Origin of the sequence: Georgenia sunbinii (assembly GCF_036421875.1) — a bacterium.
Taxonomy (GTDB): Bacteria; Actinomycetota; Actinomycetes; order Actinomycetales; family Actinomycetaceae; genus Georgenia_B; species Georgenia_B sunbinii.
On record NZ_JAZGOL010000001.1, the window covers coordinates 224,749 to 238,947 of the forward strand.

At 71.6% G+C, this 14,199-nt stretch carries 14 protein-coding genes and 1 tRNA gene; 12 read left to right on the top strand and 3 right to left on the bottom strand.

Annotated elements, in window-relative coordinates; translation table 11 throughout:
* Window positions 1-347 precede the first annotated feature (347 nt).
* The 11 genes from V2J52_RS01065 to V2J52_RS01115 all read left to right on the top strand — a co-directional run bounded on the left by V2J52_RS01065 (window position 348) and on the right by V2J52_RS01115 (window position 11,001).
* Window positions 348-1,235, top strand: coding sequence for a heme o synthase (locus tag V2J52_RS01065; RefSeq protein ID WP_331225815.1), 888 nt, complete (start codon window positions 348-350; stop codon window positions 1,233-1,235).
* Window positions 1,236-1,240: 5 nt separating this feature from the next.
* Entirely contained in the window at window positions 1,241-2,233 is a 993-nt protein-coding gene (gene xerD / locus V2J52_RS01070) for a site-specific tyrosine recombinase XerD (protein WP_331225816.1), read from the top strand.
* Between the two features lie 89 nt (window positions 2,234-2,322).
* Window positions 2,323-3,189: a ParA family protein gene (locus V2J52_RS01075; RefSeq protein WP_434056361.1), complete on the top strand. Its 867-nt coding sequence runs from the start codon at window positions 2,323-2,325 to the stop codon at window positions 3,187-3,189.
* Complete coding sequence (locus tag V2J52_RS01080; protein ID WP_331225817.1) at window positions 3,176-4,060, top strand: segregation and condensation protein A; 885 nt, start codon at window positions 3,176-3,178, stop codon at window positions 4,058-4,060. Before V2J52_RS01075 ends, V2J52_RS01080 begins: the two co-directional genes overlap by 14 nt.
* Window positions 4,053-4,712, top strand: coding sequence for an SMC-Scp complex subunit ScpB (scpB, locus tag V2J52_RS01085; protein WP_331225818.1), 660 nt, complete (start codon window positions 4,053-4,055; stop codon window positions 4,710-4,712). Before V2J52_RS01080 ends, scpB begins: the two co-directional genes overlap by 8 nt.
* Window positions 4,709-5,458, top strand: coding sequence for a pseudouridine synthase (locus V2J52_RS01090; protein ID WP_331225819.1), 750 nt, complete (start codon window positions 4,709-4,711; stop codon window positions 5,456-5,458). The genes scpB and V2J52_RS01090 overlap by 4 nt, the downstream gene beginning before the upstream one ends.
* A 114-nt stretch (window positions 5,459-5,572) precedes the next feature.
* Window positions 5,573-6,694, top strand: coding sequence for a prephenate dehydrogenase (locus tag V2J52_RS01095; protein WP_331225820.1), 1,122 nt, complete (start codon window positions 5,573-5,575; stop codon window positions 6,692-6,694).
* Window positions 6,695-6,699: 5 nt separating this feature from the next.
* Entirely contained in the window at window positions 6,700-7,410 is a 711-nt protein-coding gene (gene cmk / locus V2J52_RS01100; RefSeq protein ID WP_491062158.1) for a (d)CMP kinase, read from the top strand.
* On the top strand, window positions 7,407-8,147 hold the full coding sequence (locus V2J52_RS01105; protein WP_331225822.1) for a lysophospholipid acyltransferase family protein: 741 nt from the start codon (window positions 7,407-7,409) through the stop codon (window positions 8,145-8,147). Before cmk ends, V2J52_RS01105 begins: the two co-directional genes overlap by 4 nt.
* Before the next feature lie 344 nt (window positions 8,148-8,491).
* Window positions 8,492-9,964, top strand: a complete 1,473-nt coding sequence (gene der, locus V2J52_RS01110; RefSeq protein WP_331225823.1) for a ribosome biogenesis GTPase Der — start codon at window positions 8,492-8,494, stop codon at window positions 9,962-9,964.
* Window positions 9,961-11,001, top strand: a complete 1,041-nt coding sequence (locus tag V2J52_RS01115; RefSeq protein ID WP_331225824.1) for a hypothetical protein — start codon at window positions 9,961-9,963, stop codon at window positions 10,999-11,001. Before der ends, V2J52_RS01115 begins: the two co-directional genes overlap by 4 nt.
* A 92-nt stretch (window positions 11,002-11,093) precedes the next feature.
* On the opposite strand, the gene V2J52_RS01120 is transcribed toward V2J52_RS01115, so the two are convergent.
* Window positions 11,094-11,828 (bottom strand): glucose 1-dehydrogenase, encoded by a 735-nt coding sequence (locus V2J52_RS01120; protein ID WP_331225825.1) that lies wholly within the window; start codon window positions 11,826-11,828, stop codon window positions 11,094-11,096.
* A 283-nt stretch (window positions 11,829-12,111) separates the two neighbouring features.
* Here V2J52_RS01120 and V2J52_RS01125 point away from each other — a divergent pair.
* Window positions 12,112-12,185 (top strand) — tRNA-Pro (locus tag V2J52_RS01125).
* Between the two features lie 190 nt (window positions 12,186-12,375).
* Here the strand turns inward: V2J52_RS01125 and V2J52_RS01130 are convergent.
* Entirely contained in the window at window positions 12,376-13,551 is a 1,176-nt protein-coding gene (locus V2J52_RS01130; RefSeq protein ID WP_331225826.1) for a tyrosine-type recombinase/integrase, read from the bottom strand.
* Window positions 13,552-13,585: 34 nt separating this feature from the next.
* Window positions 13,586-13,795, bottom strand: a complete 210-nt coding sequence (locus tag V2J52_RS01135) for a helix-turn-helix transcriptional regulator (protein WP_331225827.1) — start codon at window positions 13,793-13,795, stop codon at window positions 13,586-13,588.
* Window positions 13,796-14,199: the final 404 nt, after the last annotated feature.

A 14,199-nucleotide genomic window follows, 5' to 3' on the forward strand; every position in this document is an offset into this window, starting at 1 on the left:
CAGTTGCCACCGCTCGTCGGAGCGGTGGGTGTGAGACGGGTCATCCGACCGACGCCAGGGCGCCGTTCCCGTGCGCCTGCTGATGGACGTTGCCCGGCTGAGCCGTAGTATGGGGAGGGAGACGGGGCCGGCTGCCCGGCCCGCCATGTGGTCCCCGCAGTGCGGGGCCGGGTCAGATGTGGAGCAAGCAACGCGTGCGAAGTGTCCAGCCAGCGCCTGAACGCCACGGTCAGCCTCCCGCTGGCCCCCTCGAGCGATCAGCCGACGCGGACCTGACGGCGCCCCGGGACGACGACCGGTCCTCGCTTCGCTCCCAGCCGGGTCCGCAGCGCGCGAGCACCGGACCGGTGAGTCGTGCCGACAAGGTCCGCGCCTACGTGGCGCTGACCAAGCCCCGCATCATCGAGCTGCTCCTCATCACGACGATCCCGACGATGTTCCTCGCGGCCGACGGCTGGCCGGGGCTGTGGCTCGTGGTGGCCACGCTCATCGGCGGGGCGGCGGCGGCCGGCTCGGCCAACACCTTCAACATGATCTTCGACCGGGACATCGACCGGTTGATGAACCGCACCAAGCAGCGGCCGCTGGTCACCGGGGTGCTCACGGTGCGGGCCGCGACGGTCTTCGCCTACGCCCTGGGCGCCATCGCGTTCGGCTGGTTCGCGCTGCTGGTCAACTGGCCCTCGGCGTGGCTCTCGCTCGCCGCGATCACGATGTACGTCGTCGGGTACACCCTGCTGCTCAAGCGCCGCACCTCGCAGAACATCGTGTGGGGCGGGGCGGCCGGCTGCATGCCGGTGCTCATCGGCTGGTCGGCCGTCACCGGGTCGCTGGCGTGGCCGGCGCTGGTGCTCTTCGGCATCATCTTCTTCTGGACCCCGCCGCACTACTGGCCGCTGTCGATGCGCTTCAAGAAGGACTACGCGCGTGCCGAGGTCCCGATGCTGCCGGTGGTGGCGTCCGACGTGAAGGTCGCCTGGCAGATCCTCGGCTACGGGGCGGCGATGGTGGCCACCTCGCTCGTCCTCGTCCCGGTCGCCTCGATGACCTGGGTGTACGCGGTCATCTCCGCCCTCGCCGGGGCGTGGTTCCTGTGGTCCTGCGTCACGCTGCTCACCCGGACCCGGCACCCGGAGCGCGGCAAGCCCGCTGCGATGAAGGTCTTCCACGCGTCGATCACCTACTTGACGGTCGTGTTCGTCGCCATCGCCGTCGACCCGTTCCTGCCGCTGTAGGAGCGATGACCACACCGAGCGGCCGCAGCGACGCGGCGCCCGGAGCGACGGACGGGGCGCCGGTGCCCGGGCGCGGGCTCACGGTCCCGCTCGAGGAGTACCTTGCCCACCTCACGGTGGAACGGGGGCTGAGCGAGCACACGCTGTCCGCCTACCGGCGCGACCTCACCCGCTACACCCACTACCTCGCTGCCCAGGGACGCGACGTGCTGGCGGACGTCACCGAGGCCGACGTGGGCACCTACATCGAGGTGCTGCGCTCAGGCTCCGACGGCGGCCGGGCGCTGGCGGCGTCCTCGGCCGGTCGCGCCGTGGTGGCCGTTCGAGGCTGGCACCGGTTCGCCGCGCTCGAGGGGCAGACCGGCGCCGACCCGAGCGCGGCCGTGCGAGCACCGGCGACCCAGCGGCGGCTGCCACGCACCCTGAGCACCACCGACGTCGAGCGTTTGCTCGAGGCGGCTTCGGTCGGCGACGGCCCGGTGCCGCTGCGCGACCGCGCGCTGCTCGAGCTGCTGTACAGCACAGGGGCGCGGATCAGCGAGGCGGTGTCGCTCGCGGTGGACGACATCTCGCTCGCCCCGGAGGGCGCGCTCGTGCGGCTGTTCGGCAAGGGCCGCCGGGAGCGGGTGGTGCCGGTCGGGCGGTTCGCCGTGGCAGCGGTGGAGGCCTACCTCGTGCGGGCGCGGCCACTGCTCGCGCAGCAGGGCCGCGGGAACTCGACGCTGTTCCTCAACCGTCGGGGCAACCCGTTGAGCCGGCAGAGCGCCTGGGCGGTGCTCAACGACGCGGGGGAGCGCGCCGGGCTCGACGGCCACGTCTCGCCGCACACCCTGCGGCACTCGTTCGCCACCCACCTGCTCGCCGGCGGGGCTGACGTCAGGGTGGTCCAGGAGCTGCTCGGCCACGCGTCGGTGACGACGACGCAGATCTACACCCAGGTGACGGTGCAGACGATGCGCGAGGTCTACGCCGCCGCGCACCCTCGCGCGCTCGGCTGAGCTCGTGCCCGCAGCCGCGAATCTGTAGATACTCCCGGTTCCGCGCGCCGCGTGGCGCAAACGGGCGTCGTCGAACTACCGTGGGCGGCGTGAGTGATCCCCAGCAGCCGACGTTGATCGACGGTGTGGCCCCCGGCGAGGCCGCCGACTTCCCCGTGCCGTCGCCGCTCGACGGGCACGGCCCGGCCCGGGTGATCGCCATGTGCAACCAGAAGGGTGGCGTCGGCAAGACGACCACCACGATCAACCTCGGCGCGGCGCTGGCCGAGTACGGCCGCCGGGTCCTCATCATCGACTTCGACCCGCAGGGTGCGGCGTCGGCCGGTCTGGGCGTCAACGCCCACGAGCTCGACCGCACCATCTACAACGTCCTCATGGAGACGCGCTCGGACGTGCGCGACGTCATCCACGAGACGAGCGTCCCCGGCCTGGACATCGTCCCGGCGAACATCGACCTCTCCGCCGCCGAGGTCACCCTCGTGACCGAGGTGGCCCGGGAGCAGGCGCTCACCCGGGTGCTGCGCCCGGTGATCGACGACTACGACATCATCCTCATCGACTGCCAGCCCTCGCTCGGGCTGCTCGCGGTCAACGCGCTCACCGCCGCGCACGGCGTGATCATCCCCCTCGAGGCGGAGTTCTTCGCGCTGCGCGGTGTCGCGCTGCTCATGGAGACCATCGACAAGGTCAGCGACCGGCTCAACCCCCGGCTGCAGCTCGACGGCATCCTCGTGACGATGTACGACGGGCGCACGCTCCACGCCCGTGAGGTGCTCGAGCGGGTGCAGGAGGGCTTCGGCGACAAGGTCTACGACACCCTCATCGCCCGGACCATCAAGTTCCCCGACGCCACCATCGCCACCGTGCCGATCACCAGCTACGCCCCCAACCACAACGGCGCCCACGCCTACCGCCGGCTGGCGCGAGAGCTCGTCGCCCGCGGTGACGTCGCCTGACCCGGCGGCACCCGCAGCCGGACGAACCGCGGGCGGTGCGACCGCCTTCGAGGTGACGCTGGAGAACTTCTCCGGCCCCTTCGACCTGCTGCTGTCGCTCATTGCCAAGCACCGCCTCGACATCACCGAGGTGGCGCTGGCGACCGTGACCGACGAGTTCATCTCCCACCTCGCCGGCCAGGCGGAGTGGGACCTGGGCCAGGCGAGCGAGTTCCTCGTCGTCGCCGCCACCCTGCTCGACCTCAAGGCCGCCCGGCTGCTGCCCCGCGGTGAGGTCGAGGACGACGACGACCTCGAGCTGCTCGAGGCCCGGGACATCCTCTTCGCACGACTGCTGCAGTACCGCGCGTACAAGCTGGTCGCGGCCGACCTCGAGCACCGCTGGTCGACCAACGCCCGCTCCTACCCCCGCTCGGTGCCGCTCGAGCCGCACTTCGCGGCGCTGCTGCCCGAGCTGGTGCTTCGGGTGGGGCCCGAGCGCCTTGCCGAGCTCGCCGCCGGCGCGTTCGCGCCCCGCCCGGGCCCGCCGCAGGTGGACCTCAGTCACCTGCACGCGCCGGTGGTTCCGGTGCGTGAGCAGGCGACGATCATCGTCGGCCGGCTGCGGCGGCTGCGCTCGGCCTCGTTCCGCACCCTCGTCGAGGACGCCGACTCCACCGCTGTCGTCGTCTCGAGGTTCCTCGCGCTGCTCGAGCTGTTCCGCGAGGGCGTGATCAACTTCGACCAGGCGGAGGCGCTGAGCGAGCTGCGGGTGACGTGGGCGGGCAGCGAGGACGGCGACGTGATGATCGTCGCCGACTATGACGATGAACTCCCTGCTTCGGTGGCCCCCGACGCCGCCGATGTCGGGGAGGATGGACCCGATGACTGAGCCCGACCCCACCGCGCCCGACGTCGCCGGACCCACCGACGACGACGCCGCCGCCGAGCCTCGCTACGAGGCGGTCCCGGACGACGCGCTCCCCGAGGAGCAGCTCGCGGCCATCGAGGCGATCCTCATGGTCGTCGACGAGCCGGTGCCCGCCGCACAGCTGGCCAGCGTGCTCGGGCTGCCCACCGGGCAGGTCGCGGAGCTGCTTGCCGAGCTGGCCGCGGACTACGCCGGGGAGCGCGCCGGCCGGCCCCGTGGCTTCGTGCTGCGTGAGCTGGCCGGCGGCTGGCGGATCTACTCGTCGCCGGTGCTGGCCGACGTCGTGGGACGGTTCGTCGTCGACGGCCAGACCGCCCGGCTCACCCAGGCGTCCCTCGAGACGCTCGCGGTGATCGCCTACCGCCAGCCGGTGTCCCGCGGCCGGATCGCCGCGATCCGCGGCGTCAACGTCGACGGCGTCGTGCGCACCCTGCACGCCCGCGGGCTCATCGAGGAGGCCGGCCACGACGACGACGGCGGCGCGGTCCTTTACCGCACGTCCGACTACTTCCTCGAGCGCATGGGACTCGGCTCACTGGCCGACCTGCCCGCGCTCGCCCCCTACCTGCCCGATCTTGACGGGCTCGACGACCTTGCCGAGGAGCTGCGATGAAGAACAACGACCGCGACGTGCACGACCCCGCTGGTACCCGACTGCAGAAGGTGCTGGCCGCCGCTGGCTACGGCTCCCGCCGGGCCTGCGAGGTGCTGATGACCAACGGCCGGGTGAAGGTCGACGCCCAGGTGGTGCGCGAGCTCGGCGTGCGCGTCGACCCGGCCAAGGCCGTCATCCACGTCGACGACGTGCGGCTGCAGCTCGACGACACGATGGTCACGCTGGCGCTGCACAAGCCGCTCGGCGTGGTCTCGACGATGTCCGACCCGGACGGGCGCCCGGACCTGTCGCAGTACGTCACCGACCGACGGCTGTTCCACGTCGGCCGGCTGGACGAGCAGTCCGAGGGGCTGCTGCTGCTGACCAACGACGGCGACCTCGCCCACCGGCTCACCCACCCGTCGTTCGAGATCGTCAAGACCTACATCGCGACCGTCGAGGGGCACGCCGAGCGCGGCCTGGCTCGCGTCATGCGCGACGGCATCATGCTCGAGGACGGGCTGGCCAAGGCCGACAAGTTCACCGTGATGGACACCAGCCCGCAGGCGTCGATCGTGCAGATCGAGCTGCACGAGGGCCGCAACCGGGTGGTGCGGCGGATGCTCGAGGAGGTCGGCCACCCGGTGACCCGGCTGGTGCGCACCCGGTTCGGCACCATCCGCCTCGGCGACCTCAAGCCCGGCAAGACCCGGGTGATCGCCGGCACCGAGCTCGGCACGCTGATGAGCGCCGCCGGACTGTGAGCGCCGCCCCCGGCGCTGACGGCGCCGGGGGTACCCTTGGCCGGTTGTTCTCGGCCCGGCCCGCCATGCCCGGGCCGATCCTGCGCGGCCAGCCGCGAGACGAGAGGTTCGACCGTGACGAGTGAGAACGGGCTGACGACGACGGGCCCGGTGCGCATCATCGGCACCGGCCTGCTCGGCACCAGCATCGGCCTTGCGCTGCACTCCGCCGGGGTGCCGGTGCAGCTGAGCGACGCCTCGCCGTCAGCGCTGGCGCTGGCCCGTGACCTGGGCGCCGGGGAGCCGATCGGCCCCGAGTCCGCCGAGCCGGCGATCGTCGTGGTGGCGACCCCGCCGGACGTCGCTGCCGAAGGGGTGGTCGCCGCGCTGCGCGCGCACCCTGGAGCGGTCGTCACCGACGTCGCCAGCGTCAAGGCGATCATCGCCGACGAGGTCGCGGAGCTCGCGACGGCGCAGGAGCAGTCCCGCTACGTCGGCTCCCACCCGATGGCCGGCCGGGAGCGCTCCGGCGCCGCGGCGGCCGACCCCGACCTGTTCGCCGGCCGCCCCTGGGTGATCGTGCCGACCGGGGCGACCGCACCGGCGACGACGGCCGCGGTGCGCGGCATCGCGGTCGACCTCGCCGCGATCCCGCTGCTGCTCGCCGGCACCGAGCACGACGACGCCGTCGCGCTCGTCTCGCACGTGCCCCAGCTCGCCGCGTCGCTCGTCGCCGCCCGGCTGGTCGACGCGCCCGAGGAGGCGCTGTCGCTGGCGGGGCAAGGACTGCGCGACGTCACCCGGATCGCGGCGTCGGACCCGCAGCTGTGGGCCTCGATCCTCGTGGGCAACGCCGGCCCGGTGGTCGCCGGGCTGCGGGCGCTGCGCGAGGATCTCGACGCGCTCGTCGCCGGTCTGGAGCGGGCGGCGGCCGAGGGGCCGCTGGCGCCGGGCGCGATGGCCGCGATGGCGGCCGTGGTGGCCGCCGGCAACACCGGCGTCGCCCGGATCCCGGGCAAGCACGGCGGCGCGCCGCGGCGGTACGCCACGGTCACCGTGCTGGTGCCCGACGCGCCCGGCGAGCTGGGCCGGCTGTTCAGCGAGGTCGGGCAGATCGGCGTGAACATCGAGGACCTCCAGCTGGAGCATGCGGCCGGCGCCAAGGTGGGCATGGCCCACGTGTCGGTGGTGCCGGCGGCCGCCGCCAGGCTGGAGGACGGACTGACGGAGCTGGGTTGGAGAGTGGTGGGGGAGTGAACGCCGTGGCACCGGTGGTGGTGGCGATCGACGGACCGTCCGGATCGGGCAAGTCGACGATCAGCAAGCGGCTGGCCGCCGAGCTCGGGCTGGCGTACCTGGACACCGGTGCGATGTACCGTGCCGCGACCTGGTGGTGCCGGCGCTGCGAGGTGGACCTCGACGACGCCCCCGCCGTCGCGCAAGCGGTGCGGCAGATGCCGTTGGTGATGGTCACCGACCCCGCCGGTCCGCGCGTGGTGTGCGACGACGTCGACATCACCGAGCTGATCCGCGGCTCGGACATCTCCGCCATCGTGTCGAAGGTGGCGACCAACCTCGAGGTCCGCGCCGAGCTGCAGCGCCGCCAGCGGGCGGAGATCGACGCCGAGCAGCGCTCTGGCGGGCGCAGCGAGGGCCGCGGCATCGTTGCCGAGGGACGCGACATCACCACCGTCGTCGCCCCGGACGCGACCGCGCGGATCCTGCTGACCGCCGACGAGGCCGCCCGGCTCGCCCGCCGCGCCCGCGAGCTGCACGGTGCCGTCGACGAGGCCGCGCTGGCCGCCACCCACGACGAGGTGGTCCGGCGCGACGCGGAGGACTCGACCGTGTCCACCTTCCTCACCGCCGCCGGCGGCGTCGTGACGATCGACTCGTCCGCCCTCACCCTCGACCAGACGCTGCAGGCGGTGCTCGACGTCGTCGTCGCGGCACGTGGGGCGGTGACGACGTGAGCGAGCCCACGGCGTCGAAGGCGGCCGCGAGCCGCGGGGCACGGGTCCGCGCGGAGGACATCTACCGCTGGGGACCGGTCTGGTCGCGGCGGGTGGGCTGGTTCCTCGACCACGTCTACTGGAACACCACGGTGCTCGGCGGGGAGCACGTGCCGCGCACCGGGCCGGTGATCATCGCCTCGAACCACACCGGCGTCATCGACGGGCCGCTGCTGCACGGCGCGATCCCGCGCAGCTCGCACTTCATCATCAAGCAGGAGTTCTTCGACTCCAAGCTCGGCTTCCTCATGACCGGCGCCGGCCAGATCCCGGTGGACCGCGGCAACGGCCGGGCGGCCCTGGTCGTCGCGCAGAAGCTGCTCGCCGAGGGGCGCGCCGTCGGGATCTTCCCCGAGGGCAACCGCGGCCGTGGCACGGTCAAGGAGACCCGGGCCGGGACGGCCTGGCTCGCGGTCCAGTCCGGAGCGCCCGTCGTGCCCGTGGCCTGCCTCGGCACCCGGCCCACCGGGACGAAGCTCGGCCACGTGCCGGCACCGCGGTCCAAGCTCCACGTCGTGTTCGGTGAGCCGATCCACGTGTCGACGGAGCGGGGGAGCGGCGGCAACCGCGCGCTCATCGCGAACGCCATGACCGCCCTGCAGGACGGCCTGGCCGCCCACGTCGAGCACGCCGTGCGCCTCACCGGCGTCGAGCTCCCCCACGACGGCCCCGACGGCCAAGCCGCCCCCCTCAGCTAACCCCAGTCGCCGACAGCGGGATTGTCCGCGACAGCGGGGTTGTCCCCGAGAGCAGACTTGTCCGCGAGAGCCGACTTGTCGCCGGCTAGGCACCGATCTGACCCTGACGTCGCGATCGGCTACGACCTTGCGATGGTCGAGAGCACCTACCTGCGGGTGCACGACACGTGGCCGGCGCTGAAGTTCATCCACCCGAAGGCCGGCAAGACCTACCGGAACAGCTATGGCACGCTGCCCGGGCAGGCGTGAGTGAGGGCAATCGCACCCGCCTTCGGTGACGATTTGCGGCTGCCGCACGGGGCACCGTTCGCTCTAGGGTCCCTCGGCAGTGGAGAATGGCAGACGTGACTGACGCCCAGACCCCCGAGACCACCCCCGCCGAGGAAGAGCAGCGCGCCGAAGCGCTGCGCGCCGGCCTTGCCGACTACGTGCTGGACGAGGACGACGCCGCGCTCCTCGCGGAGGCCGCCGGCGCCGCGGCGAAGGCGGAGGAGGCCGGCCCGCTGCCGGTGCTCGCCGTCGTCGGGCGGCCGAACGTCGGCAAGTCGACCTTCGTCAACCGGGTGCTGGGGCGGCGCGAGGCCGTGGTTCAGGACGTCCCAGGCGTCACCCGGGACCGGGTGAGCTACCCGGCCGAGTGGGGCGGGCGGCGGTTCATGCTCGTGGACACCGGTGGCTGGGAGCAGGACGCCGCCGGCATGCACCAGCGGGTTGCCGAGCAGGCGGAGATCGCCGTCGCGATGGCCGACGCCGTCATGTTCATCGTCGACGCGACGGTGGGTCCGACGGACACCGACCAGCAGGTCGTGCGGCTGCTGCGCAAGTCCGGCAAGCCGGTCATCCTCGTCGCGAACAAGGTCGACTCGCGCGCCCAGGAGTCCGACGCCGCGCTGCTGTGGTCGCTCGGGCTGGGGGAGCCCTACCAGGTCTCCGCGCTGCACGGCCGCGGCTCGGGCGACGTGCTCGACGCCGCGATCGCGGTGCTGCCCGAGGTCTCCGGCGTGGCCTCGCCGCTGCCCGAGGGAGGCCCACGCCGGGTGGCGCTCGTCGGCCGACCGAACGTCGGCAAGTCCAGCCTGCTCAACTCGCTCGCCGGCAGCCAGCGCGTCGTCGTCGACGACGTGCCCGGCACCACCCGAGACCCGGTGGACGAGCTGCTCATGTTCGGCGGCAAGCCGTGGTGGTTCGTCGACACCGCCGGGATCCGGCGCCGCGTCCACCAGACGAAGGGCGCGGACTTCTACGCCTCGCTGCGCACCCAGACCGCGCTGGAGAAGGCGGAGGTCGCCGTCGTGCTCGTCGACGCGTCGGTGCCGATGACCGAGCAGGACATCCGGGTGATCCAGCAGGTGGTGGACGCCGGACGCGCGCTGGTCATCGCGTACAACAAGTGGGACCTCATGGACGACGACAAGCGCCAGCAGCTCGAGCGCGCCATCGACCGCGACCTCGTGCAGATCACGTGGGCGCCGCGGGTGAACTTCTCGGCCAAGACCAAGTGGCACGTCGACCGGCTCGCCAAGGCGCTGGAGACGTCGCTGGAGGGCTGGGACACCCGGATCTCCACCGGCAAGCTCAACTCCTTCCTCGGTGAGCTGACCGCCGCCAACCCACACCCGGTGCGGGGCGGCAAGCAGCCCCGCATCTTGTTCGCGACGCAGGCCGACAGCCGCCCGCCGCGGTTCGTCATCTTCGCCACCGGCTTCATCGAGGCCGGCTACCGCCGGTTCATCGAGCGCAAGCTGCGCGAGACCTTCGGCTTCGAGGGCACGCCGATCGAGATCAGCGTGCGGGTGCGGGAGAAGCGCCGCCGGTGAGCAACGAGCAGCAGACCCGCGGCGCCGTCGAGCGTCGTGGTCTGCTGCTGCGCTGGGGGCTGCCCCGGGAGACGCGGGCGACCGAGCTGGTGCTCGCCTTCGTGCTGGTCACGGTGGCGACCGTCGTCGTCATCCGGGCGTTCCTGCAGCTGACCGGGTTTCCCCAGGTGGGCGGCGACTCGCTGCACGTCGCGCACGTGCTGTGGGGCGGGCTGGCGATGGCGCTGGCCGTGGTGCTCGCCGTGTCCTTCGCGGGGCCGGCGGTGCGGCCGCTGGTGGCGGTGCTCGGCGGGATCGGCTTCGGGCTGTTCATCGACGAGGTCGGCAAGTTCCTTACCAACGACAACGACTACTTCTTCCAGCCGGCGCCGATGCTCATCTACGTCACGCTGGTGCTCATCGCGCTGGGCGCGGACGTGCTGCACGGGCGCCGCGAGCTCCGCCGGGGCGAGTACCTGGCAGCAGCGGTGGACTACGGGGTCGCCGGCGTGGCCGGTGGGCTCAGTCCGCACCGCCGCGCGGTGGCCGAGCGGCTGGTCGAGAAGGCCGGCGACACCGCCGGTCGTGACGAGGTGGCCGCGCTGCTAGCGGTGGTGGCCGACGACGACGACGAGGCGCCCGACCCGGTCGCGGCGGTCCGGCGGTGGCTGCGGGGCGTGTTCTCGGTGGTGGTCCGGCGGCGATGGACCGTTCCGGTGATGGTCGTGCTGCTCGCCGAGCTGGTGCTGGGGTCTGCGACGGCGGTGGTGCTGGCGGTCGTGTGGGGGAGCGGACCCACGTGGGCGGTGGTCACCGCGGCCGTGTCGCTCGTGCTCGTGGTCGCGGCGTTCGTCCGCGGCTGGTGGGTGTGGTCCTCCCAGCCGGCCGACGGCGCGGGCTGGCTGCGCCGCGGCGTCGAGCTCAACCTGCTCGTCACCCAGGTGGCGCTGTTCCGGCTGGACGGCTGGATCGCGACGGCCGGGCTCGTCTCGGCGCTGCTGGCGCTGGGTGTCATCTCGGCGGAGAAGCTGCGCGGGGAGACTGCCGCCATCGAGTGACGCGACGGCGGTGGGTGCGACGGGGTCGGGGGGGGGGGGGCGGGGGGNTCGGCGGCGGGGCCTCGGGGGGGGACGGGCCCCGCCGCCGAGTCTCAGAGCGGCAGCCCGGCGAGCTCGCCGCCGTCGGCGACGAACTCCGCGCCGGTGGAGAAGGCGGACTCGTCGCTGGCGAGGAAGACGACGAGGTTGCCGATGTCTGCTGGCTGGCCGACACGTTTCATCGCGACGTGGGTCTGCGGGGTGTCGAGACCCGTGGTCATCGGGGTGGCGATGACGCCCGGGTGGATCGAGTTCACCCGGATGTTCTCCGGGCCGAGCTCGACGGCGGCCGCCTTGGTCAGGCCGCGCACGCCCCACTTGGAGGCGGCGTAGCCGGACAGCGCGGGGTAGCCCTGCAGGCCGGCGGTGGAGGAGATGTTGATGACCGCGGGGTTCTCGGTGGACTGGCGCATGAGCGGCAGCGCGGCCTTCATGCCGTTGAAGACGCCGGTGAGGTTGATGGCGACGATGCGGTCCCACTGCTCGTGGGTGAAGTCGCCGATGCCGCCGAAGTCCGCGATCCCGGCGTTGTTCACGAGGACGTCGAGGCCACCGAAGGTCTCCTGGGCGACGGCGACGACCTGCTCCCAGGCGTCGCGGTCGGTGACGTCGTGGTGACGGTAGACGACGGCGTTGCCAAGCTCGGCAGCCAGGGCCTCGCCCTCGGTGTCGAGGATGTCGGTGATGACCACCTTGGCGCCCTCGGCGACGAGGAGGCGGACGGCGCTCTCGCCGATGCCCCGTGCGCCGCCGGTAACCAGTGCGACCTTGCCAGCTACCCGTGCCATGGTGTGGCTCCTTCGGATCGTTCGATGCGCCTGGTTGGCGCGTACTTCGACCGTAGGGCGCGCGGTGGTGCGGAAGGCGGGACGTTGGTCCGTCGTGAGGTGGCCCCTTGTCAGGTGCTGTGACTCGCGGCACAGGGCGGGTGGCGGGTTTCAGTGCGGGGTCTCGGCTGGGGTATCCTCATCGAGGCCCGTTCGCGGGCTGACGGGCTGTGGCGCAGCTTGGTAGCGCACCTGACTGGGGGTCAAGTGCGGTAGCGGCTGGTTCAGCCTGAAAAGTGAACAACGGGATGTGGCGCAGCTTGGTAGCGCACCTGACTGGGGGTCAGGGGGTCGCAGGTTCAAATCCTGTCATCCCGACAGAAAAGCCCAGGTGAGAGCATGTTTCTCGCCTGGGCTTCGTCGTTTCCGTGGTCCTCTCCAGAGGGGTTTATGGAAGCATCCACGGGCCCCCGTCGGTGCCGTGTTCGATGCTTTGACTGTGGCTGTTGTGACGAGCCGGGACCTGGCCGGGACCTGGAGCCCGTTTTCGCCTCGATCCGCGACCGTTTCATCGCCTGGGTGCGGCTGTCCGGCGGGTCTTGGCAGGAGCCTGGTGGGTGAGGTCTTCTTGTCCGTCGAGGAACGCGTTGGCGCGGGCGGCAGCGTCGGTGAGGTGCCTGGTGTCGGGGTGTAGGTAGCCGCGTGTGGTCTCGATGGATTTGTGGCCGAGGATGCCTTGGAGGACGTGGAGGGGGATGCCGGCATCGGCGAGCCAGGTCGCTCCGGTGTGACGGAGCCCGTGCCGGGTGAGGCTGGGTAGTTCGAGGTCGGTGACGAGCTGATCCCATTTCGTCGCGTCCCGCACCGACGCGGTGGTGAGCACGCCGCCGCGAGGTCCGGTCAGTAGCCGGTCCTCGGGCTCACGGTTTGCGGTGAGGCGCTCCAGTACGGGGGTGAGGGCGTGCAGGATGGGGACGTGGCGGATGTCTCGTCCCTTGGTTTGTTTGGTGACGAGCCCGCCTGCGCCTGGGTAGGTTTGGCGGCGGATCGTGACGATCCGTTGATCCCAGTCGATGTCGCCGACTTGAAGGCCTGAGATCTCGGAGCCGCGGGCGGCGAGGAGTGCGCAGAGCATCACGAAGTCGGAATAGCTCTGATGCACCTCCCTACACCGATCCGCCAGCGCCGTGAGCGTCGCGAGGTCTTTGAGTGCGTGGACGCGCGGTGACAGGTCGTCCTCTTTCAGGTTGAGGGCTGATTTCCCGAGGGACCGTCGGGACCGGTTGCGGGCGGGGTTGCTGGGGAGGAGGTCGTCGCGGACGGCTTCGTCGAGGACACGGACGAGGGGCGCGATGGTGTTCTTGATGGTCGACGCGGAATGCTGCGTTTCCCACTGGTCGATGGTGCGATCGATCATCCCGGCCGTGATCTGCGACAACGGCAGGTGTCCCAGCGCCGGGAGTACCCGGAGGCGGAGTCCGAGCTTGTAGCCGTCGACGGTGGACGTCGGGTCCAGGCCCCGCTGCCACCGGTCACCGATCATCTCGACGTAGTCGGAGAACAGGATGCGTTTGTCGATCCCGAGCTCGGCGGAGGCCTGCAAGTACTGGAAGAACTCTTCGGCGGCGTCCTCGTCGGGGACGACGAGCGCACGGGTGACCCGTTTGCGGGTGTGTGGGTCGATCCAGCGGGCGCGAGCACGGATCCCCGAGGCACGGTGTTCGAGATCGGTGGTGACCTTCACTCCGATCGGTGGCACCGGCGGTGGTGCGGTCGGTTCAGTCGTGCTCATCGGTGCCGAGGGACGCGAGCCACTGCTCGACCTGCTCGATGCGGTACCGGGTCACACCACCAATCCGGATGAACGGGGGTCCTTTCTGTTCGGCCCGCCACCTCGACAGCGTCGATTCCGAGACTCGCAGGAACGCGGCAACCTCATGGCTGTTCCGCAGCGGCGAGACGAGAACATCGCCCGGCTGTTCGGTCATGACTGTACGCTCCAGTCAATGTTCACGATCTCCCGGATCGTCGCGTCCTGCTCCGCAATCCGGGCCTTGACCTGCTCCTCGACGAACGCCAGGAAGTCCTTCGTACGCTCAGTGACGGGCGTTTCCGTAGCGTCGGGCTCGGTCCATCTCTCTGGCTCTCCGCCGGGCCAAGCGGTGACGCGGGTGGGGCGGTCGCGGTCAAGGCGGGTGCCAGAGATCGTGACCCAGTCCCGCAAACGCTCGCGGGCTACGCTGAAGTCGTGGGGTCTGGACGCGCCCTGGCTAGAGACCCTCAGCGATCTCGCCCCGGAAGCGCAAGCCGGAGCCGTGCGTGCGGTCGTCGCGTATCGCGACCGGTGGGGCATCACCTCCACCAGCCCTCTTGGACCCGTGCCCAGTGATGA

Bases quoted from the DNA above. Each gene is read 5' to 3' on its own strand.
- xerD (WP_331225816.1), top strand. From the start codon at position 1,241: ATGACCACACCGAGCGGCCGCAGCGACGCGGCGCCCGGAGCGACGGAC.
- V2J52_RS01135 (WP_331225827.1), bottom strand. From the start codon at position 13,795: ATGACCGAACAGCCGGGCGATGTTCTCGTCTCGCCGCTGCGGAACAGC.
- V2J52_RS01120 (WP_331225825.1), bottom strand. From the start codon at position 11,828: ATGGCACGGGTAGCTGGCAAGGTCGCACTGGTTACCGGCGGCGCACGG.
- V2J52_RS01090 (WP_331225819.1), top strand. From the start codon at position 4,709: ATGAAGAACAACGACCGCGACGTGCACGACCCCGCTGGTACCCGACTG.
- scpB (WP_331225818.1), top strand. From the start codon at position 4,053: ATGACTGAGCCCGACCCCACCGCGCCCGACGTCGCCGGACCCACCGAC.